This is a genomic window from Polaromonas sp. (genome assembly GCF_030680935.1).
In the GTDB taxonomy this organism is placed as follows: Bacteria; Pseudomonadota; Gammaproteobacteria; order Burkholderiales; family Burkholderiaceae_C; genus Polaromonas.
The window spans coordinates 32,838-53,809 of the sequence record NZ_JAUXUP010000024.1 but is presented as its reverse complement, the minus strand read 5'-3'; the positions used below and the strand labels follow the sequence as shown (position 1 = coordinate 53,809).

The following is a 20,972-nucleotide window of genomic DNA, read 5'->3' as shown; positions in this document are numbered from 1 at the left end:
ATGACAACGAAGAACCTTCTGGTCGAACTGTTTGTGGAAGAGCTGCCGCCCAAGGCGCTCAAAAAACTCGGTGAGGCGTTTGCGGGCGTGCTGTTTGAGCAACTCAAGGCCCAGGGCCTGACGGCTGCGGATTCGGCCCTCACGTCTTTCGCCTCGCCGCGCCGGCTCGCCGCGCATATCACTGCTGTTGCTGCGCAAGGCGCCGACAAGGCGGTCTCGCAAAAACTCATGCCGGTGGCGGTGGGCCTCGATGCGGCGGGCAGCGCCACGCCAGCCCTGCTCAAGAAACTGCAGGCGCTGGGCGCCGATGCATCGGCTGTGGCCGGGCTGAAAAAAATCATGGACGGCAAAGCCGAAGCGCTGTTCTATGACAGCACGGTCACCGGGGCCACGCTGGCCGAGGGGCTGCAAAAAGCCCTGCTGGAAGCAATTGCCAAGCTACCCATTCCCAAGGTCATGACTTACCAGCTCGCCGACGGCTGGAGCGACGTGAAGTTTGTGCGGCCCGCCCATGGGCTGGTCGCGTTGCACGGCAGTGACGTGGTCGCCATCGAGGCCCTCGGGCTGAGGGCGGGTAACAGCACGCGCGGTCACCGCTTCGAGGCAGCGGTCGATCCTGTCGTCCTGAAAGATGCCGACAGTTATGCCGCGACGCTGGCAAAAGACGGCGCGGTGATCGCAAGTTTTGCCGAGCGCAGGGCCGAGATTGAAAAACAACTCGCTGCCGCTGCAGCTAAAGTTGGCGGTGGCGTCAAGGCCATCGACGACGACGCACTGCTTGACGAAGTGACTGCGCTGGTCGAGCGGCCCAATGTGCTGGTCTGCGAATTCGAAAAGGAATTTTTGGGTGTGCCGCAGGAATGCCTGATCCTCACGATGAAGGCCAACCAGAAGTACTTCCCCTTGCTTGAAGCGTCGGGCAAGCTCAGCAACAAGTTTCTGGTGGTCAGCAACATCAGCCCGGCGGATGCGAGCGCCGTGATTCAGGGCAATGAACGTGTGGTGCGCCCCCGCCTGGCCGATGCCAAGTTCTTTTTTGACCAGGACCGCAAGAAAACACTGGCTTCGCGCGTGGTGGGGCTGGACAAGGTGGTTTATCACAACAAGCTGGGCTCGCAGGGTGAACGTATCGCTCGCGTGAGCCGCATTGCCACCGACATCGGGATGCTGCTGGCTGTCGACGGCGACTCAGGCCTGGCCATGCACGCTCAAAAAGCTGCAGAGCTTGCAAAAACAGATTTGGTCACGGACATGGTTGGCGAGTTCCCCGAGTTGCAGGGCACCATGGGCAGGTATTACGCACTGAACGACGGCTTGCCCTCTGATATCGCAGACGCCATCGAAGACCATTACAAGCCCCGCTTTGCCGGCGACGAGTTGCCCCGCAACCAAGTTGGGGTCATCGTCGCGCTGGCTGACAAGCTGGAAACCCTGGTCGGCATGTTCGGCATCGGCAATTTGCCAACCGGCGACAAAGACCCGTTTGCATTGCGTCGCCACGCCCTCGGCGTCGTGCGCATGCTGATCGAGCGTGAACTGCCGCTGCAATTTCACGAGATTACGCGTCTGGCTTTCGGCGCCTTTCCTGCCGGTTTGCTGCAGGACAAGGCGGTAGAGCTGGACGAGTTCCTGATCGAGCGCCTGAAAGGCTATCTGCGCGAAGGTGGTTATTCGGTGGCAGAAGTCGACGCCGCGATTTACGCGCAAAAGCTCGGCCTGTGGTCCACCCTTCCCAAACGCCTGGCTGCCGTGCGCACCTTCGCCGCGTTGCCCGAAGCCCCGGCCCTGGCCGCCGCCAACAAACGCATCAGCAACATCCTGAAAAAAGCGGACGGCGTGGACGCCCATGTCAGCGAGCTGTTGTTACAAGAGCCGGCCGAGAAAGCCTTGCACGCTGCGATGAAACAGGTGGCACCGCAGGCCAGTGCCCAGTTTGACGCTGGCGACTACGCGGCCTCGCTGCAAACCCTGGCTGCACTGCGTGATCCGGTGGACGCCTTTTTTGAAGGCGTGATGGTCAATGCAGAGCAAACCGATTTGCGGCTGAACCGGCTTGGCTTGCTGGCCACCTTGCATGCGGCCATGAACCGCGTGGCCGATCTGTCCCGCCTCGCGACCTGACCGGCTCAGCATGATGGACCTGAAACTGGCATGGCGCGCGTGGAAAACACGTTACCGGGATCAGGTGTTTGAGCTGCGCGCTATCCGCGAGGCCCTGCGCCATGGCGGCGTGGCGCTGGACGTGGGCGCCAACAAGGGCAGCTACCTGTATTCGATGGCGCGCTGGGCCGGCGCATCGCCGGTGGTGGCGTTTGAGCCGCAGAGTCGGCTGGCGACTTACCTGACAGGCGCTTGCCAGCGTTCTGGCCTGCGCAATGTGACCGTTGAAAACCTCGCTTTGTCCAATCAGCAGGGCGAACTTGACTTGTTTGTACCCGGTGACAGCCATTCTCCAGGCGCTTCGCTGGAGGCCAGCATTGCCGACAAAACCGACTGCCACAAGGAAACGGTGCAGGTCACGACACTCGACGCGTACGCGGCCGACAAGCTGCATGCCCCGGTTCGCGTGATCAAGATTGATGTGGAAGGCCATGAGCTGTCGGTGCTGCAGGGCGCGCTGGCGCTGATCCGGCGCGACAAACCGTTGCTGGTGATCGAGTGTGAAGGCCGCCACCTGCCGGCCGGAAAAACCGTTCCCGATTTCATCGCACTGGTGGAGTCTCTTGGTTACAGCGCGACGCTGGCCATGCCGGGCCTGCGTGAATTGCCTGCGGCCGAGTTTCGCGACGAGTTACATCAGAAGCAAACCGGTGAGCGTTTCTGGGACGCCAAGGACTACTACAACAACTTCATCTTCCGACCCACAGTGTCAACAGGGGCTGCGCCATGAAACTCGTCATTCTTGATCGCGACGGCACCATCAACAGCGACAGCGACGACTTTGTCAAAACACCGGAAGAGTGGGTGCCCCTGCCTGGCGCGCTGGAGGCGATTGCGCGCTTCAACCATGCGGGCTGGCATGTGGTGATTGCGTCCAACCAGTCGGGCCTGGGCCGTGGCCTGTTTGATGTGGCCTCGCTCAACGCCATGCACGCCAAAATGCACAAGATGCTGGCCGCCGTCGGCGGACGTGTGGATGCTGTTTTTTATTGCCCGCACAGCCCCGAGGAAAGCTGCAACTGCCGCAAACCTTTGCCCGGCCTGTTTGAACAGATAGGCGCGCGTTTTGGTGTGGCCCTCAAATCGGTGCCCACAGCCGGTGACTCGGTGCGTGACCTGCTGGCCGGCGCTGCTGCCGGGTGCGAGCCGCACCTGGTGCTGACGGGAAAATCGGCGACCTACCAGGGCGGTGGCCAGCCAGAAGGTTTGCCGCCCGGCACGCGCCTGCATACCGATCTGGCCGCTTTTGCAGAATTCATCCTGAACCGCAATACATCTGTAGCGCTATGAAAGTAATAGCTGTTTGCCCAAGTAAATAAAGGGCTGCAGCCCTGAAATACCTTAAACCTCACTGAAGATATTGCCATGCCATTGATTCGATCCATCCTGCACCTGCTCTGGATGACGCTGACCGTGATCCCCTGGGCGCTGGCTGTCCTGGTGTTTTCGATGTTCGGCAGCAGCACCCAGATTTACTGGATGTGTGCCGGCTGGCTGCGAGTGGCCGTCAGCGGCGGTACGGTCATTCTGGGCATCAAGAATCGTGTGACCGGCATGGAAAACCTGCCGACGGCGGAGACCAGTGGCTGCGTGCTGCTGCTCAAACACCAGAGCACCTGGGAGACGTTTTCCATGCCGACGCTGATGCCGCACCCCCTGGCCTACGTGTTCAAAAAAGAGCTGCTGTACGTGCCGTTTTTTGGCTGGGCCATGGCTCGCATGGACATGATCCATATAGACCGCAGCCAGCGCGCCCAGGCCTTCAACAAGGTGGTCGAGCAAGGCCGTCGCCTGATGAGTCAGGGCGTCTGGGTCATCATGTTCCCTGAAGGCACGCGGATTGAGCGCGGGCAGCAAGGCGTCTATAAAACCGGCGGAACACGGCTGGCGATCGAAACCGGGGCTCCGGTGATTCCGGTTGCCGTCACATCGGCCAAGTGCTGGCCGCGCAAGGCCTTCATCAAGAAGCCCGGTATCGTGGACATCTCGATTGGCAAGCCCATCAGCAGCGTTGGCCGCAAGCCGGAGGAACTGATGCGCGAGGTTGAAGCCTGGATAGAAGCCGAGATGCGCCGCCTGGATCCCGAGGCCTATCCGGAAACAGCCGAGACACGACTCTGACGCTGTGTTTACTGGTTAGTCCCCCCAGCGCTAAACTGCATCATGCAAAGGCTTCTTCAGTTCACCCTTGACCTGTTTGACAGGGAGCCACAGCAACCCACCCTGGCCCAGTCCGGCAAACCGCGTCAGCCCGGAGAATCAAAGGTAAATCGGCCTCTGTCCCTTGTCCCACCTGCGCCACCAGCTATAAAAATAGTAGCGGACGATGCGCCCCTTGCTGCTGATTCCCTGCCCGCGCAGACGCTGGCGCAGCTGCTGGCGCCGCCCACCTACCGCCACCCCGCTGCCACGCGCGAAGCCCTGCTGCTGGGCAGCGTGGTGGGTTACCACTTCCGCCGGGGTAAACGCCGCACCATTGGTTTTTCGGTGGGGGTGGACGGGCTGGTGGTCAGCGCGCCCAAGTGGGTGCCGCTCTATGAAATTGACAAGGCGGTGCAGGAAAAAGCGGGCTGGATAGTCCAGAAATTGCATGAAACCCGGGCCCGTCACCGGCGGCTTGAGTCGGCCCGCATTGAATGGAAGGAAGGTGCCTGCCTGCCCTTTCTGGGCGAGCAGGTCAGCCTGGTGATTGACCCGACACACGCCTTCGGTGGCGTGGGTGCTGAGCTAAGAGCCGGCGCGCCGCCGGGTGCCGCGATGGAGCCTGACGGCTCGTCGACCAGCGCAGCAAAAACTCTGCAAATTGCGCTGGCACATGGGGCTGGCGCCGAACAGATTCGCGATGCGGTTCAGGCCTGGCTGATGCGTCAGGCCAAACGACTCTTTACCGAGCGCCTCAACCATTTCGCCCCGCAACTGGGCGTACAGTGGCGCAAGTTGAGCCTGAGCAGCGCCGGTACACGCTGGGGCAGCGCCAGCGCTGACGGCTCCATACGCCTGAACTGGAGGCTGATCCATTTCAGGCTGTCGGTCATAGATTATGTGGTGGTGCACGAATTGAGCCACCTGCGGGTGATGGACCACAGCCCGCGCTTCTGGGACACTGTGCGTACTGTCGTGCCGAACTACGCCGAGCTTCGCAGTCAGCTCAAAGACGAGGCCGTGCCGCGCTGGTAGCTTCTGGGTTTAGTGAGATTTCGTGCAATAAAAGGCAGGGAGCGGGTAAACATGTGGCTGCCAGGGATGGACAAACTTGTAAACGTCTGTAATATGACAAATGTGATGAAAGTGACATCCGATAACGATGCGCAGGAGTAAATAGCTTTATGAACGACGACAAACCCATCCTGGTGGTGGAAGACAATCCCGACCACCTTGAACTGACCGTGCTGACCCTGCAAGAGCAGGGCGCCGACACCGCCATCGTGACGGCGCGTGATGGCGCCGAGGCGCTGGATTATCTGTTTGGGCAGGGCGCGCACGCGGGGCGCGATACCCAGAAGCAGCCGGCCTTTGTGCTGCTGGACATGAAACTGCCCAAACTTTCGGGCCTCGATGTGTTGCGCAGTCTGCGCAGCAACCCGCTGACGGCGTTGGTGCCAGTGGTCATGCTGACCTCTTCCAGTGAGCAGTCGGACATCATTGCCTGTTATCAAAGCGGGGCCAATGGCTTTGTCCGCAAACCCGTTGATTTTGGCGACTTCACAGAAAAACTAAGCCGCCTGCAGGAGTACTGGTTGCGGGTCAATGAGTCCATTGCCACGGCCTGAGCCGCCGCTCCCGTCTGGCACGCGGCTGCGCCCGCCCTCCCCCCGCATTTTCCCAGGAAGTCGCAGCGCGTCCGCCTGACTCGCTCAGCGCTATTGACCCGTGAAAGCCACATTCAGCCTTCGCGCCCGCATTGTGCTGCTGTTGGCGGTGGCGATTGTCCCGCTGTTTGGCATGTCGATCTACACCGCGTGGCATAACGCAAACGCAGCGCTGGAGCGAGCCAAGAGCGAGTTGCAGTTTGTGGCATCGCTTGTGGCGGCCAATCAGCAGAGTGTGGCGGATTCAGCCCGGCAGGTGCTCACCGCGCTTGTCCAGTCGCCCTGGGTGGTGGCTGGTGATCTGGCCGACTGCAGGCGCTATCTGACGAAGCTGAACGCCGAGCTCCCTATGTATACCAACCTGGGTGTCATAGGGTCCGATGGCTTGCTTCGATGTGATGGCCTTGGCAATGCTGCGGGTGGTTACGCCGGTGACCGTGACTATTTTCAGGCGGCGCGGTCAACCGGTCGCGTGGCTGTCAGCGGCTACATGCGCGGGCGCAACAGCGGCAAACACATCATCACATTTGCGATGCCGCTGGTTCAGCCGGGCACAGCGGCCGGTGTTGCCTTCGTCACGGTGGATCTGACGGAAGTCGCCCGCGCATTGGCCAATGCTCCTCTGCCAGGCGGCAGAAATTTTGTGGTCACAGACCGCAAAGGCATTGTGCTGGTATCCAGCGCAGACGCATCGGCCGTGGTGGGGCAGCCGGTCTCTGTGCCTTTGCTACAGCAGGCCTTGACCAGCATGCAGACCGGCATCGGTGAAGGTCCTGACACGCAAGGCCGGCAGCGGCTTTTCGCCTTCAGGCCTGCAGGAGCAGCCGGGCAAGCTTTTTCCTTTGTGGCGGTCAGTGTGGACCGGGACGCTGCCGTTGGTGCAGTCCGAAATCAGCTTGGACTGGAACTCACGCTGATAGCCCTGGTGGCTTTTCTGGGCAGTTGGCTTGCCTGGCGAATGGGCGGGCAAGCGATTGTGGGGCCGACCGAAGAGATTCTCCATGCCACCCGGCAGATCCAGGAGGGGCGTTATGACGCTCGCATTCCGGCATTGGCTCTTGAGGGTGGAGGAGAACTGTCCCGGGTCGCAGCTGGCTTCAACTTGATGGCGGAATCCCTGCAAAAGCAGCAGGCCGCATTGCAAGCTGAACTGGACAGCAGTGACGCGGTCAAGCGCAAATTGCAGGACGCGCAACGCCTGGGGCGAATTGGTTATTGGCAGCTTGACGTCCATACCAGCCAGAGCTGGTGGTCCGATGAAGCCTACGACGTGCTGGGGGTAGATCGCAGCAGCTTTGACGGAAACTACACCAGCTTTGTCCAGCTGGTTCATGCGGACGATCGGCAAGGCTTCGCTGCGGCTCGCGCAGCGGCTGTTGAGGCGGGTCTGCCACTGGACACCGAATTCAGGGTGACCACCGATGCCGGCGAGGTGCGTTGGATTCACCTGTTTGGCCGAGCCCACGACCAGGATGAAGATGACCCTGGGCCAGTCAAGCGCAGGGCGGGTGTCATCCAGGACATCACCGAGCGCAAGAAGGCCGAGCTGGCTGTGGCCCGCAACACCGAACTGCTGAACCGCACTGGCGAGATGGCGAAAATTGGCGGGTGGGAGTTGCTGCTCGACCGCATGGTGTATGTCTGTTCGGACGAGGTGTACCGCATCCACGAAGTGCCGCCAGTCCGCTATACGCCGCTCGAGCAGGCGATCGGTTTTTATGCGCCAGAGGCGCAACCCCTGGTGCGCGCCGCCCTGCAGGCGGGCATTGATCACGGCCAGCCCTGCGATTTGATCTTGCCGCTTGTCACTGCCAACGGGCGCCGTCGTTTGGTACATCTTCAGGGCCGCGCTTTGCAAGAAGACGGCAAAACCGTGCGGCTGGTGGGCGCATTGCAGGACGTGACCGAGCAGCAGGAGGCACAAAGCCAGCTCAAGCTGCTGGAGGCGGCGGTCTCGCGCCTGAACGACATTGTGCTGATCACCGAGGCTGAGCCGGTTGAAGAGCCCGGGCCGCGCATTGTTTTTGTCAACGACGCGTTTGAGCGCCGCACCGGTTACAGCCGCGAAGAGGTGCTGGGCAAGTCGCCCCGTTTTTTGCAGGGGCCCAAAACGCAGCCCGACGAACTGGACCGCATAGGCGCCGCGCTCAGAAAGTGGCAGCCGGTGCGCGGCGAGTTGATCAATTACACCAAAAGCGGCCAGGAGTTCTGGCTGGAGCTCGACATCGTGCCCATTGCCGATGCCAGCGGATGGTTTACCCATTGGGTTGCGGTGGAGCGGGATATAACCCAACGCAAACACGCCGAGCAGGCCCTGGTGGACAGTGAGCAACGCTACGCGGCCTTGTTTGAGGCTGCGCCGGTGCCGATGTGGGTGATTGATGCGGAAAACCATCGCTTTCTGGCTGTCAATCGGGCGGCGATCGTGAGTTATGGCTACAGCCTCGACGAATTTCTGACCATGACTATTTTCGACATCCGCTCGGAACTGGAAGCGCAGCGTCTGCGAGGGGAAATTGCCAGTGGGTTCAGGCAGGTGATCAGTCGCCGCCTGCACCGACGCAAGAACGGCCATGAATTTCACGTCGGGACGGTGTCTAACCCGCTTCAGTACAGCGGGCGGCCAGCGCGTTTTGTGGTGGCCCTGGACATGACTGCCCAAGTGCTGGCCGAAAAGGGCGTTCGGGACCACCTCTTCACCCTGCAGCGCGCGGCCGACGCGACCCAGGCCATTACCCGTCACCGAACGCTCGAAGCCGCGCTGCAGGAAACCGTGGAGCAGGTCCGGGCCGTCGTAGGTGCCCATCAGGCGGCGGTGAGCCTGACATTGCCGGGCGAACAGCGACGCGTGATCAGCGCCACATCGCATTCAGACAAATATGCGCATTGCCGCGACATGGTGCGGCTGATCCATGCCAGCGGCCTCGACGCCATGGCCAGCACCGCCGCCAGCCCCATGCGCCTGACCCAGCCTGAACTGCAGGCCCATCCGCTTTGGGTTGGCTTGAACGAGGGGGATGACAAAGCCCCGGCGATGCGCGGCTGGCTGGCGGTGCCTCTGACCGGCCACAACGGAGAAACCATGGGGCTGCTGCAGGTCAGCGACAAATACGAGGGTGAGTTCACCTTGCAAGATCAGTATGTCAGTGTTGAGCTGGCGCAACTGGCTTGTATTGCCATCGAAAACGCACAACTTTTTGAGCAGGTCCAGCAGCTCAATTTGAGCCTGGAGCAAAAAGTGGCAGAACGCACCGCTGCGCTTGCGCGGCAGGAGGCCATGTCCCGGGTGCTGGCGGAGCAGGCGCCGCAGGTGGTCTGGAACGCCGACACCGAGGGACGGGTGACCTACGCCAACCGCAAATGGTACGAATTGATGGGCGGCGAGCCAGCTGACTGGATGGGCAACAAATGGCTCGCTGCAATTCACCCCGACGACCTGACCGATATGGTCGCCAACTGGGAGGCTGCGCGCGCGTCGCTCCAGCCGTACCACGGCATGCGGCGCTTCCTTGCACAGGACGGGTCTTACCACACCATGTCTTACCGGGCGACACCAGTTCTCGATGAACAGGGCAGCGTGTTGTTCTGGGTCGGCATCGACGCTGATGTGACGGAGATCAAGGCGGTGGAGTCCGCCCTGCGCCTGTCCAACCAGGAGCTGGAGGCGTTTTCGTATTCGGTGTCACACGATCTGCGCTCGCCGCTGAACACGGTAGATGGCTTCAGCCGACTGCTGGCCAAACAGCTCGGTGCCGACCAGTTGAATGAAAAAACCCGGCACTACCTGTCGCGTATTCAGGCGGGGGTGGGGCAAATGGGCCGGCTGATTGAAGACCTGCTGTCACTGGCCCAGGTGTCTCGTATGCAGTTGCGCCACGAGACGGTAAACCTGAGCGCGCTGGCGCATGAAATTGCCGACGAATGCCGGGGCCGTGACCCGGAGCGGGTTGCCAGCATCCACATAGAAGACGGACTTCAGGCGCAGGGCGATGGCCGGTTGCTGCGCGTGGTGATGGAAAACCTGCTGGGCAATGCGTGGAAATTCACATCCCAGCTGGCGCATGCCGAGATCCACGTAGGGCACACCATTGACGCCGCCGGCCTGATGGTGTTTCTGGTGCGCGACAACGGCGCGGGTTTTGACATGGCCTACGCGGACAAACTTTTCAACACCTTTCAGCGCCTGCATGCGGTCACCGAATTTCCGGGGACGGGGGTTGGTTTGGCCACAGTAAGCCGGGTGATCAGCCGACATGGTGGTCAGGTCTGGGCTGAGTCCGCACCGGACCAAGGCGCGACATTCTTTTTCACGCTGCCGGGTGCGGTTGTGCTGCTCGATAGCTGAAAAGGTAAGATTTTGTGTCAAATGATTGTTATTAAATCCAATTGATTAAATCCATTAATTTGTTTAAATTAACAGTTCTTATTTTCAAGGGCTTTTCATATGCCGCGTGAACCTCAAAATTTTGAAACCGCCATCACGGCAAGTGATTTTTCAAGCGACGACTACTGCGGCACCACTTATGCGGCCAAGCTGCTGGGTCTGTCTGTTGCCACCGTCCAGTCGCTGGTTGAAAAGGGCGAAATCGATGCCTGGAAAACGTTGGGGGGCCACCGTCGCCTCTCGCTGCGTGCCATCAACAATTATTTGTTGAAGAACAGCCCGCAACTGGCCCAGGTCGATGCCGACCCGCGCAATCGGCTCAGTGTGCTCGTGGTGGAAGACGATGAGGCAACCTGCGATCTGTACAAGGCCCAGTTTGAAGAATGGAACATGCCGGTCGATTGCAGTTTCATGCCGTCCGCGCTGGAGGCCTTGATGGACATTGCCAGCATGCGCCCTGACCTGTTGATCACCGACCTGAACATGCCGGGCGTCGATGGCATGGAGATGCTGCGGGCGCTCAAGCGCAACCAGCAACTGATGGCCATGCAGATACTGGTCATCAGCGGCCTGTCCAGAGAGGCCGTGCGCGAAAGGGGTGAGCTGCCGCCCAACTCGCATTACCTTGAAAAGCCGATCAATTTCGACTGGCTGCACGGTTACGTCACCGCCTTGCTGGTGGCCAACCGGAAGTGGCGCTGACACGGCGCCATTGAGCGACTGATCTGGAGCCGGCCCCGTGAAGTTCACCAGGTGGTTGAGCTGGCTGACCCACAGAACGCGCCGCCCCGCAGCACGCCTGCCAAGCGCCCAAAGCATCGCGGAAGATGCTTTTCAAGCCGCACTGGAGCTGGCCGCCGACGGCGTGATACTGCTTGACGGGAGCGGCCGGGTGCTGGCGCTGAACAGCCACGCGCAGGCGCTGATGCACTCGGGACTTGGCGCTTTGCAGGGGGTCGATTTCTGGGAAGCCTTGCCAGAAGCCATCACCGACAGGCACCGCGGCGCTGCTGAGCTCGCCTTGCGCTCAGACAGCCGCAGCAGCTTTGTCAGCCATTACGCGTTTGAGGACCAGTGGGTCGAATATCAGCTGCGGCAACAGGCAGACGGCATGATCGTCAATTTGCGCGATGTCAGCGCAGAGCATCATGCCTTGCGCAGCCTGCGCGAAAGCGAGGCAGGCCAGAAAACCCTGTTTGACGCCCATCCCGTGGCCATGTGGCTGTACGATCCCGCTTCGCGCCGGCTCCTGGCGGCTAATCAGGCCAGCGCTGCCCTGTATGGCCAGCCTCTGGAAGATGCAGCTGGCCGGTCGGTTGAAATTTTTTTCCCCGATGGCCAGGGTGCAGCCTTGCTCGATTCCCTGCCGGCGGGGGATTTTCATGGCGAGATGCGGCTGTGCACGCAAAAAAAAACCGATGGCGAACGTATGCTGGTTGAGCTCGTCTGCGCGAGTATCCACTGGCAGCTGCGACCGGCCGTATTGGTCAGTGTGGTGGACGTGGGTGCGCGGCATCTGGCGGACGCGCAATTGCGGCAGCGCAATGACGAACTGGAGCTTGGCATGGCGCAATCCACCCTGCAGGCCCAAAGCAGCCGCAAGGAACTGGAGACCTTTCTTTATGCGATGTCGCACGACCTGAAAGCCCCTCTGCACGTTGTCAGCGGTTTTGCGCGTACGCTGGCAGAACGATATTCCCCCGTGCTGGACCAGCAGGGGCAGCATTTTCTGGAAAGAATCCAGGCCAGCACGCGCCAGCTGGCCAAACTGATCGATGACCTGCGTACCTTGAGCTACCTGCCGCGCGTGACCCTGGTACTCGAGACGGTGGACCTGGTTCCGGTCTGCCAGCGCCTGCTGGACGAGCTGGGCAAGCGCGAGCCCGAGCGCCAGGTGCTGGTTGAAATGCCGGCGGAACTGCTGGTGACGTGTGACAAACACCTGCTTGTCACAGCCCTGTCCTGTCTGCTCGATAACGCCTGGAAATTCACCTCCAGAAAAGAGCAAGGCTGGATCAAGGTCGGGCTGGTACCAGGCTCAGACCCCGGCGACGCTGTTATTTGTGTGTCGGACAACGGTGTGGGTTTTGATGCCGCATATGCGCAGAAATTGTTCACGGCTTTCCAGCGGCTGCATTCGACCGCGGATTTTCCGGGTAGCGGGCTGGGCCTGGCCATTGTTCAACGTGTTGCCCAGCTGCATGGGGGGCAAGCCTGGGGTGTGACGGCGAATCAGGGCGGTGCCAGCTTCTTCCTGTCGCTGCCCCAGGTGGCGGCGACTCATGTACCCGACGCGCCAGCTTGATGGGGCGCCGGGTCAGCAGGCCCTGAAGCGGTAAACCCCGTCGCCGCCCAAAAGCCGGGTGAGCTTGCCTTCAAACCACAAGGTGTGCAAATGGGCTACCGCCTCACCCAGGGCAAACGTGGTCTGGTGCACGTCCAGCGGGCGTTTGAACATCACTGGCAGTATGTCGGCGCCGCTGCAGGGGCCTGCGCTGCAAGCGTCCAGAACTTCTGCCAGGCGGTCGCAGTGATGCTCGTGCAACTGCGCAATGCGTGTGTGCAGGCCCCTGAAGGGCTTGCCGTGTGAGGGCAGGGTCAGGGTATCGGCGTGCAGCGGTAAAAACCGGTTGATCGACTGCAAGAACAGGGTCAAGGGGTTGGACTCTGGCTCCACGTCGTAGACGCTGACGTTGGTTGAAATGCGCGGCAGTATCATGTCGCCGCTGATGAGCACGGCCGCGTCGGCGCAATGCAGGGCGATGTGTTCTGGCGCGTGGCCGTAGCCGGCTATACATGTCCACAAGCGGCCACCGATGGTGATGTTATCGCCATCCATCATGCGGTGAAAACTGCCGGGGACTGCGGGAACCAGACCGGGGTAGTAGCTGGTACGCCCCCGGATCTGGTCCAGATAAAGTGGGTCCGACAAGCCGTGGGAGGCAAAAAAGTCGGCAGCACTGGCACCGCCAAAGCCGGTGCTGCTCTGGCTGCCTATGCGTGCGGCGTTGTAGTCGGTGGCGCTGATCCACAAGGGGGCATTCCAGCGCTCGCACAGCCAGTACGCCAGGCCGATGTGGTCGGGGTGCATGTGGGTGACGATGACACGCAGGATAGGCAGGCCTTCGAGTTCATTCGCAAATATCTGCTCCCATTGCGCTTTGGATTCGTCCTTGCTGATGCAGCAGTCCACCACCGTCCAGCCCTGTACATCACCCTGCGGCCCGGGCAAGGCATCGCGCAGCAGCCACAGGTTGATGTGGTCCAGCGCAAAGGGCAGGCGCATGCGCAACCACTTGACCCCGGGGGCGACTTCCAGCGCGCCGCCGGATGGCGGCAGGGTATCGCCAAAAGGGTAGTCAAGCTGGGCTTCCTGTGCATTCATCTTGTAAGATCACCGGTTGAATTGACGTTTACGTTAACGTAAGCCTGATTCAGGCATTAAACCTGATTTACCGATCCGCACCACCAGGGCCCTGTCACCAGGGTTTCAGCACATGGCAAGCACCACCCACTCCATCAGCGATCTGGCCAGAGAGTTTGACCTGACGACCCGTGCCATCCGTTTTTACGAAGACATGGGCCTGCTGCAGCCCGAGCGTGACGGGCCGGGCGGGCGCAACCGTGTGTACAGCGCCCGGGACCGCACCCGGCTCAAACTCACCCTGCGCGCCAAACGGCTGGGGCTGAGCCTGACCGAGGCCAAGGAAATCATCGACACCTACGACAGCCCGCGTGATACCGGCCCGCAGCTGACAAAATTTCTCGCCGTGCTGGCGCAGCACCGCAAACAGCTGGAAGAGCAGATGGCGGACCTTCAGGCCAACCTGGAGGAGGTCAAGGCGCATGAAAAAGAAGCCCGCGCGCTGCTGACCAGGACAGCCAAGGCCGGGAAAACGCCCAAAACCGCGAATAAGCCATAATTGACGTTTACGTAAACGTCAATCAACAACGCCGTCATGGACCAGCCTGAATTCAAGCCGAAAGACGAGGGTTATGCAGCCCGGGTACGCGATAGTTTTGCGCTGCAGGGTGCCATGGCAACGATTGGTGCGCAGCTTGCGCAGGTGGAGCCTGGCCGGGTGGTCATCGAGCTGGACTGGGCTGCGGGCCTGAGCCAGCAGCACGGCTTTCTGCATGCCGGCATGGTGGCCACCGCGCTTGATTCAGCCTGCGGTTACGCTGGTTTCTCGCTCATGCCGGCTGACGCCGGGGTGCTGACGATCGAATTCAAGATCAACCTGCTGGCCCCGGCCAAGGGCCAGCGGTTTCGCATGGTGGGCCAGGTCATCAAACCCGGCCGTACCGTGACTGTGACCGAAGGCCGGGCCTACGCCGTCGATGACGGTCGTGAAAAACTCATTGCCACCATGGGCGCCACGCTGATGACCATCACTGGCCGCGACGACGTCAAAAACTGAGCGTCAAAAAAACCGGATCGAAAAAACAAGGAACCCGCATGAACAACCTGCCCGGACTCAACTTCCAGCTTGGCGAAGACATCGACGCACTGCGCGACGCGGTACGCGAATTTGCCCAGGCCGAAATTGCGCCACGCGCCGCCGCGATTGACGCCAATGACCAGTTTCCCATGGACCTGTGGCAAAAAATGGGCAGCCTCGGTGTGCTCGGCATCACCGTCAGCGAGGAATACGGCGGCGCCAACATGGGATATCTGGCGCACATGATCGCCATGGAAGAAATCAGCCGTGCCAGTGCCTCGGTCGGGCTGTCTTATGGCGCGCACAGCAACTTGTGTGTGAACCAGATCAAGCGCAACGGCACCGAGGAGCAACGCAGCAAATATTTGCCAAAGCTGATCAGCGGCGAACATGTGGGCGCCCTGGCGATGAGTGAGCCCGGCGCCGGCAGCGACGTCATCAGCATGAAACTCAAGGCCGAAGACAAGGGTGGTTATTACCTGCTCAACGGCAACAAGATGTGGATCACCAACGGCCCCGACGCCGACACCCTGGTGGTATACGCCAAAACCGAGCCCGAGCTCGGGGCGCGCGGCGTTACCGCCTTTTTGATCGAAAAAGGCATGAAGGGGTTTTCAGTTGCGCAGAAGCTGGACAAACTTGGCATGCGTGGCTCACACACCGGCGAGCTGGTTTTCAGCAATGTGGAGGTGCCGGCGCAGAACATTCTGGGCGGCCTCAACAGCGGCGCCAAAGTGTTGATGAGCGGGCTGGACTACGAACGTGCCGTGCTGACCGGCGGGCCGCTGGGCATCATGCAGTCGGTCATGGACAATGTGATCCCCTACATCCACGACCGCAAGCAGTTTGGTACCCCCATCGGCGAGTTCCAGCTGATTCAGGGCAAGGTCGCCGACATGTACACCGTGTTGCAGGCCGGCCGGTCGTTTGCCTACACCGTCGCCAAGAACCTCGACCTGTTGGGAGTTGAGCACGTGCGTCAGGTGCGAAAGGACTGCGCCTCCGTCATTCTCTGGTGCGCCGAAAAAGCCACCTGGATGGCCGGTGAAGGCGTGCAGATTTTCGGCGGCAACGGCTATATCAACGACTACCCGCTGGGCCGGCTCTGGCGTGACGCCAAGCTGTATGAAATCGGCGCGGGTACCAGCGAGATCCGCCGCATGCTGATTGGCCGCGAGCTGTTTGCCGAAACCATGTGAAGCGGCGCAAGCCACAATAGCGCCATGACTTCTTCCATCAACGACCTTTTCAGCCACAACCGCGCCTGGGCCGGGCAAATGGAGCGCGAGCGCCCCGGCTTTTTCACCAGCCTGGTCAAGCAGCAAAAGCCCAAATACATGTGGATTGGCTGCTCCGACAGCCGGGTGCCCGCCAACCAGATCACCGGCCTGGAGCCGGGCGAGGTGTTTGTGCATCGCAACGTGGCCAACATCGTGGTGCACTCGGACCTCAATGCGCTGTCGGCCATCCAGTTCGCGGTGGACATGCTCAAGGTTGAACACATCATGGTGGTTGGTCACTATGGTTGCGGCGGCGTGAAGGCGGCGCTGGATGGCGCGCGTATCGGCCTGGCCGACAACTGGATACGCCACATCCAGGACGTGCGGCACCGCCACCGCCAGCTGCTGGACAGCCTGTCGGACGCCGTGCGCGCCGACGCCTTGTGCGACCTCAACGTGATCGAGCAGGTGGTCAATGTCTGCGTCAGCACCGTCATGGTCGACGCCTGGGCCAAGGGCCAGAAGGTCAGCATCCACGGCTGGGCATTTGGGGTGCACGACGGACTGTTGCAGGACCTGCAAATGACCATCTCGGATCCGGCAGAGCTCGATACCTTCTACCGTGCGGCGGTCGAACGTGTCTGGGACACGCGGCGCGCGTCCTGAGTTTTTTCCAGCACACATCATGTTTCCGCAGCGCCTGGACTCGCCCCTTGCCTACGACATCGCCAAGGCGATGATGGATGGTTTCAACCGCCACTACCAGCTGTTTCGCACCGAGTCGGCACGCGCCAAACACCGCTTTGAAACAGCCGACTGGCACGGACAGCAGCGCGCGCAGCGCGAGCGCATCGAGTTTTACGACCTGCGTGTGCGTGAGGCCTCGATGCGGCTGGAGCGCGAGTTCAAGGCCGGTGAGCAGCCGATGGAAGTCTGGCACCAGATCAAGCTGCATTACATAGGGCTGCTGGTTGATCACCACCAGCCGGAGCTGGCCGAGACCTTTTTCAACTCGGTCACCACCAAAATCCTGCATCGCAGCTACTTTCACAACAACTTCATTTTTGTGCGCCCGGCGGTCAGCACCGAATACATCGAAAACGACGAGCTGGCTACCCAGCCGACCTACCGCGCCTATTACCCCCAGCGCGACACGCTGCATGAGCACATTGTTCGCATGGTCAATGACTTCGAGCTTCATGTCGGTTTTGAAGACCTGGCGCGTGACGCGGGTTATGTGGTGGAAGAGCTGAACAACCGGCTGGGTGAAGCCAAGCTGCGCGCCAATTTCCAGATCCAGGTGCTTTCCAGCATATTTTTCAGAAACAAGGGTGCCTACATCGTTGGCAAGCTGATCAATGGCTTCAGCGAACTGCCCTTTGCCTTGCCCTTGCTGCACGGCAAATCCGGAAAATTACTGATCGATTCGGTGCTGATCGGTGAAGACGACCTGTTGATCCTGTTCAGCTTCGCGCGTGCTTACTTCATGGTGGACATGGGCATTCCGTCTGCCTACGTGCAGTTTTTGCGCAGCATGATGCCGCGCATGCCGCGCGCCGAGATCTACAACGCGCTGGGCCTGGCCAAGCAGGGCAAGACACTGTTCTACCGCGACTTTCTGTACCACCTGCGGCACTCTACCGACAAGTTTCGTATCGCCCCCGGCATCAAGGGCATGGTCATGCTGGTGTTTGACCTGCCGTCCTTTCCCTATGTGTTCAAGGTCATCAAGGACTATTACCCGCCGCAAAAAGACACCACGCGTGAACAGATCAAGGGCAAATACCTGCTGGTCAAGCAGCATGACCGCGTTGGCCGCATGGCCGACACGCAGGAGTACAGCGAGGTGGCTTTCCCGCGCGAGCGTTTTGACGACGAGCTGATCGCCGAGATCGAGAAGTTTGCCCCCAGCCAGTTGGAGATCAGTGACCGCGACGGTGACGGCCAGATGGAAGTCATCATCAAACATGTGTACATCGAGCGCCGCATGATCCCGCTCAACATCTACCTGCAGGAGGCGTTTGACACCGGGGTCGAGGACCCCTTTGCAAAAAATCAGATCGAACGTGCAGTGCTTGAATACGGCAACGCCATCAAGGACCTGGTGGCTGCCAACATCTTTCCGGGCGACATGCTCTGGAAGAATTTCGGCATCACACGCCACGGCAAGGTGGTTTTCTACGACTACGACGAGATCGAATACATCACCGACTGCAATTTCCGCAAGGTGCCGACACCGCGCAACGAAGAAGAAGAAATGAGCGGCGAGGTCTGGTACAAGGTCGGGCCCAAGGACGTCTTTCCCGAGACCTTTGGCCCCTTCCTGCTGGGCAACGACGCCGTGCGCGAAGTTTTCATGAAGCACCACGCCGACCTGCTGGAGGCCACTTTCTGGCAAGGCCACAAGCAGCGTATTGCCGACGGCCATGTACACGATGTGTTTCCGTATGAACGCGAGCGGCGTTTTGTGCACAAGTACGCCGCGCAGAAAACCTGAGCACTGCCGCGGCAAACGCAGGCACCGTGACCCAGTTGACCTCATGACCTCATCACCTCAAGGAGAAAACCATGTCCACATCCATCGCTGATTCCATCGTTATCCTGGGCGCTGCCCGCACCCCCATGGGCGGCTTCCAGGGCGACTTTTCCAGCCTGTCGGCACACGACCTGGGCGGCGCTGCCATCAAGGCCGCCATTGAACGCTCGGGCATTGCCCCCGAAAAGGTCGACGAAGTGCTGTTTGGCAACTGCCTGATGGCCGGCCAGGGCCAGGCGCCTGCGCGCCAGGCCGGCTTCAAGGGCGGCCTGCCCGCCAGCACCGGCGCGGTGACGCTGTCCAAGATGTGTGGATCGGGCATGGAAGCCACGCTGCTCGCGCACGACCAGTTGCTGGTTGGCAGCCGTGACGTGATGGTGGCCGGCGGCATGGAGAGCATGACCAACGCGCCGCATCTGCTGCTCAAGGGCCGCAGCGGTGTACGTATTGGCCATGACCGGATTTTTGACCACATGATGCTCGACGGCCTGGAAGACGCCTACGAGCCCGGCCGCGCCATGGGCACCTTTGGCGAGCAGTGCGCCGACAAGTACAAGTTCACGCGTGAGGCGCAGGACGCCTTTGCCACCACCAGCGTGAATCGCGCCAAGGCCGCCACCGAGTCCGGCGCCTTCAAGGCCGAGATCACACCGGTCACCGTCAAGGGCCGCAGCGGCGAGACCGTGATTTCCATCGACGAAGGCCCGGGCAAGGTCAAGCTCGACAAGATTCCCACGCTCAAGCCCGCGTTCAAGAAAGACGGCACCATCACCGCGGCATCGAGCTCGTCCATCAACGACGGCGCCGCCGCGCTGGTGCTGGCACGCGCATCGACCGCAAAAGAGCTCGGTGCCAAGCCTATTGCCCGCATCGTCGGTCATGCCACCTTTGCGCAGGAGCCCGAGTGGTTCACCACCGCACCGGTCGGCGCCGTCAACAAGCTGCTCAAGAAGATCGGCTGGAGCGTGAAGGATGTGGACCTGTGGGAAGTCAACGAAGCTTTTGCCGTGGTGCCCATGGCCGCGATGAAAGAGCTCGGCATCAGCCACGACATCGTCAACGTCAACGGCGGCGCCTGCGCGCTGGGCCACCCGATTGGTGCCAGCGGCGCACGTATCATCGTCACGCTGATCCATGCGCTGCAGGCGCGCGGCCTCAAAAAGGGTGTGGCGACCTTGTGCATAGGCGGCGGTGAAGGCACGGCGCTGGCGCTGGAATTGCTATAAATACAATAGCTGCTCGCGCATATATCTAAAGGGCTGGAGGCCGATTTGATACTCAATCAAGAGCAGGAGCAAATTCGCGACGCGGTGCGCGACTTTGCGCAAGCCGAACTCTGGCCACACGCTGCAAAGTGGGACAAGGAACACCATTTCCCGAAAGACGCACACAAGGCCCTGGCCGCGCTGGGCGCCTACGGCATTTGTGTCCCGGAAGAGTTTGGCGGCGCCAACCTCGACTACCTCACGCTGGCGCTGGTGCTGGAAGAAATCGCCGCTGGTGACGGCGGCACCAGCACCGCCATCAGCGTGACCAACTGCCCGGTCAACGCCATCCTGATGCGTTACGGCAATGCAGCGCAAAAAAAGCAGTGGCTGACGCCGCTGGCGCAGGGCGACATGCTGGGCGTGTTTTGCCTGACCGAGCCGCATGTCGGCAGTGATGCCTCCTCATTGCGCACCACGGCCGTGAAGGACGGCGACGATTACGTGATCAACGGCGTCAAGCAGTTCATCACCAGTGGCAAAAACGGCCACGCGGCCATCGTGATTGCAGTCACCGACAAGGGTGCCGGCAAAAAAGGCATGAGCGCATTTTTGGTGCCGACCGATGCGCCTGGCTATGTGGTCGCGCGTCTCGAAGACAAACTGGGCCAGAACTCCAGCGACACCGCGCAGATCAATTTCGACAACTGCCGCATTCCCGCAGAGAACCTGATTGGCAAAGAAGGCGAGGGTTATGGCATCGCGCTTGGCGGCCTCGAAGGCGGGCGCATCGGCATTGCTGCACAAAGTGTGGGCATGGCGCGCAGCGCGTTTGAGTTTGCGCTCAGCTACGCCAAAGAGCGCCAGAGTTTCGGCACCGCCATCTTCAACCACCAGGCGGTCGGTTTCCGGCTGGCCGACTGCGCAACGCAGCTTGAAGCCGCGCGCCAATTGATCTGGCACGCCGCCAGCTTGCGTGACGCTGGCTTGCCTTGCCTGAAGGAAGCGGCCATGGCCAAACTGTTTGCCAGCGAGATGGCCGAAAAAGTCTGCAGCGCCGCCATCCAGACCTTGGGCGGTTACGGTTATGTCAGCGACTTTCCGGTCGAGCGGATTTACCGGGACGTGCGGGTCTGCCAGATTTACGAAGGTACGTCTGACGTGCAGAAGATCATCATTCAAAGAGCACTTTAGGCACCCCCCGCTTGATCAGGCA

17 protein-coding genes are annotated in these 20,972 nt (G+C 60.8%); 16 read left to right on the top strand and 1 reads right to left on the bottom strand.

Annotated elements, in window-relative coordinates:
- The 9 genes from glyS (at position 1) to Q8L50_RS06530 (ending at position 12,658) form a co-directional block, all read left to right on the top strand.
- Positions 1-2,121, top strand: a complete 2,121-nt coding sequence (gene glyS / locus Q8L50_RS06570) for a glycine--tRNA ligase subunit beta (protein WP_305347859.1) — start codon at positions 1-3, stop codon at positions 2,119-2,121.
- A 10-nt stretch (positions 2,122-2,131) separates the two neighbouring features.
- Positions 2,132-2,890 (top strand): FkbM family methyltransferase, encoded by a 759-nt coding sequence (locus Q8L50_RS06565; RefSeq protein ID WP_305347858.1) that lies wholly within the window; start codon positions 2,132-2,134, stop codon positions 2,888-2,890.
- Positions 2,887-3,450, top strand: a complete 564-nt coding sequence (gmhB, locus tag Q8L50_RS06560; protein WP_305347857.1) for a D-glycero-beta-D-manno-heptose 1,7-bisphosphate 7-phosphatase — start codon at positions 2,887-2,889, stop codon at positions 3,448-3,450. Before Q8L50_RS06565 ends, gmhB begins: the two co-directional genes overlap by 4 nt.
- Positions 3,451-3,525: 75 nt before the next feature.
- Complete coding sequence (locus Q8L50_RS06555; protein WP_305347856.1) at positions 3,526-4,281, top strand: 1-acyl-sn-glycerol-3-phosphate acyltransferase; 756 nt, start codon at positions 3,526-3,528, stop codon at positions 4,279-4,281.
- A gap of 42 nt (positions 4,282-4,323) precedes the next feature.
- The gene (locus Q8L50_RS06550; protein WP_305347855.1) at positions 4,324-5,337 is read left to right on the top strand and encodes a M48 family metallopeptidase; all 1,014 of its coding nucleotides are present in this window, start codon (positions 4,324-4,326) and stop codon (positions 5,335-5,337) included.
- A gap of 149 nt (positions 5,338-5,486) precedes the next feature.
- A complete protein-coding gene (locus tag Q8L50_RS06545; protein ID WP_305347854.1) occupies positions 5,487-5,930 on the top strand; it encodes a response regulator in 444 nt (147 codons plus the stop codon).
- Positions 5,931-6,030: 100 nt separating this feature from the next.
- The gene (locus Q8L50_RS06540; protein ID WP_305347853.1) at positions 6,031-10,314 is read left to right on the top strand and encodes a PAS domain S-box protein; all 4,284 of its coding nucleotides are present in this window, start codon (positions 6,031-6,033) and stop codon (positions 10,312-10,314) included.
- A 99-nt stretch (positions 10,315-10,413) separates the two neighbouring features.
- The gene (locus Q8L50_RS06535) at positions 10,414-11,055 is read left to right on the top strand and encodes a response regulator (protein WP_305347852.1); all 642 of its coding nucleotides are present in this window, start codon (positions 10,414-10,416) and stop codon (positions 11,053-11,055) included.
- Between the two features lie 37 nt (positions 11,056-11,092).
- The gene (locus Q8L50_RS06530) at positions 11,093-12,658 is read left to right on the top strand and encodes an ATP-binding protein (protein ID WP_305347851.1); all 1,566 of its coding nucleotides are present in this window, start codon (positions 11,093-11,095) and stop codon (positions 12,656-12,658) included.
- A gap of 12 nt (positions 12,659-12,670) precedes the next feature.
- On the opposite strand, the gene Q8L50_RS06525 is transcribed toward Q8L50_RS06530, so the two are convergent.
- Positions 12,671-13,738, bottom strand: a complete 1,068-nt coding sequence (locus Q8L50_RS06525; protein WP_305347850.1) for an MBL fold metallo-hydrolase — start codon at positions 13,736-13,738, stop codon at positions 12,671-12,673.
- 112 nt (positions 13,739-13,850) lie between these two features.
- Here Q8L50_RS06525 and Q8L50_RS06520 point away from each other — a divergent pair, with 112 nt between their 5' ends.
- The 7 genes from Q8L50_RS06520 (at position 13,851) to Q8L50_RS06490 (ending at position 20,950) form a co-directional block, all read left to right on the top strand.
- On the top strand, positions 13,851-14,276 hold the full coding sequence (locus Q8L50_RS06520) for a MerR family DNA-binding transcriptional regulator (RefSeq protein ID WP_305347849.1): 426 nt from the start codon (positions 13,851-13,853) through the stop codon (positions 14,274-14,276).
- A gap of 36 nt (positions 14,277-14,312) precedes the next feature.
- Positions 14,313-14,774 carry a PaaI family thioesterase gene (locus Q8L50_RS06515; protein WP_305347848.1) on the top strand — a complete coding sequence of 154 codons (462 nt, stop codon included), beginning with the start codon at positions 14,313-14,315 and terminating at the stop codon, positions 14,772-14,774.
- Positions 14,775-14,812: 38 nt separating this feature from the next.
- Positions 14,813-15,994 carry an isovaleryl-CoA dehydrogenase gene (locus Q8L50_RS06510; RefSeq protein ID WP_305347847.1) on the top strand — a complete coding sequence of 394 codons (1,182 nt, stop codon included), beginning with the start codon at positions 14,813-14,815 and terminating at the stop codon, positions 15,992-15,994.
- A gap of 24 nt (positions 15,995-16,018) precedes the next feature.
- Positions 16,019-16,681: a carbonate dehydratase gene (gene can / locus Q8L50_RS06505; protein ID WP_305347846.1), complete on the top strand. Its 663-nt coding sequence runs from the start codon at positions 16,019-16,021 to the stop codon at positions 16,679-16,681.
- 19 nt (positions 16,682-16,700) lie between these two features.
- Positions 16,701-18,512 (top strand): bifunctional isocitrate dehydrogenase kinase/phosphatase, encoded by a 1,812-nt coding sequence (aceK, locus tag Q8L50_RS06500; protein ID WP_305347845.1) that lies wholly within the window; start codon positions 16,701-16,703, stop codon positions 18,510-18,512.
- Positions 18,513-18,595: 83 nt separating this feature from the next.
- Positions 18,596-19,777, top strand: coding sequence for an acetyl-CoA C-acyltransferase (locus Q8L50_RS06495; protein ID WP_305347868.1), 1,182 nt, complete (start codon positions 18,596-18,598; stop codon positions 19,775-19,777).
- 45 nt (positions 19,778-19,822) lie between these two features.
- Positions 19,823-20,950 carry an acyl-CoA dehydrogenase family protein gene (locus Q8L50_RS06490; RefSeq protein ID WP_305347844.1) on the top strand — a complete coding sequence of 376 codons (1,128 nt, stop codon included), beginning with the start codon at positions 19,823-19,825 and terminating at the stop codon, positions 20,948-20,950.
- Positions 20,951-20,972 lie beyond the last annotated feature (22 nt).

What these genes read in the sequence shown, in the direction of transcription:
- Q8L50_RS06545 (WP_305347854.1), top strand. Translation starts at nt 5,487, where the DNA reads ATGAACGACGACAAACCCATCCTGGTGGTGGAAGACAATCCCGACCAC.
- gmhB (WP_305347857.1), top strand. Translation starts at nt 2,887, where the DNA reads ATGAAACTCGTCATTCTTGATCGCGACGGCACCATCAACAGCGACAGC.
- glyS (WP_305347859.1), top strand. Translation starts at nt 1, where the DNA reads ATGACAACGAAGAACCTTCTGGTCGAACTGTTTGTGGAAGAGCTGCCG.
- can (WP_305347846.1), top strand. Translation starts at nt 16,019, where the DNA reads ATGACTTCTTCCATCAACGACCTTTTCAGCCACAACCGCGCCTGGGCC.
- Q8L50_RS06515 (WP_305347848.1), top strand. Translation starts at nt 14,313, where the DNA reads ATGGACCAGCCTGAATTCAAGCCGAAAGACGAGGGTTATGCAGCCCGG.
- Q8L50_RS06510 (WP_305347847.1), top strand. Translation starts at nt 14,813, where the DNA reads ATGAACAACCTGCCCGGACTCAACTTCCAGCTTGGCGAAGACATCGAC.
- Q8L50_RS06520 (WP_305347849.1), top strand. Translation starts at nt 13,851, where the DNA reads ATGGCAAGCACCACCCACTCCATCAGCGATCTGGCCAGAGAGTTTGAC.
- Q8L50_RS06550 (WP_305347855.1), top strand. Translation starts at nt 4,324, where the DNA reads ATGCAAAGGCTTCTTCAGTTCACCCTTGACCTGTTTGACAGGGAGCCA.
- Q8L50_RS06525 (WP_305347850.1), bottom strand. Translation starts at nt 13,738, where the DNA reads ATGAATGCACAGGAAGCCCAGCTTGACTACCCTTTTGGCGATACCCTG.
- Q8L50_RS06535 (WP_305347852.1), top strand. Translation starts at nt 10,414, where the DNA reads ATGCCGCGTGAACCTCAAAATTTTGAAACCGCCATCACGGCAAGTGAT.
- aceK (WP_305347845.1), top strand. Translation starts at nt 16,701, where the DNA reads ATGTTTCCGCAGCGCCTGGACTCGCCCCTTGCCTACGACATCGCCAAG.
- Q8L50_RS06565 (WP_305347858.1), top strand. Translation starts at nt 2,132, where the DNA reads ATGATGGACCTGAAACTGGCATGGCGCGCGTGGAAAACACGTTACCGG.
- Q8L50_RS06555 (WP_305347856.1), top strand. Translation starts at nt 3,526, where the DNA reads ATGCCATTGATTCGATCCATCCTGCACCTGCTCTGGATGACGCTGACC.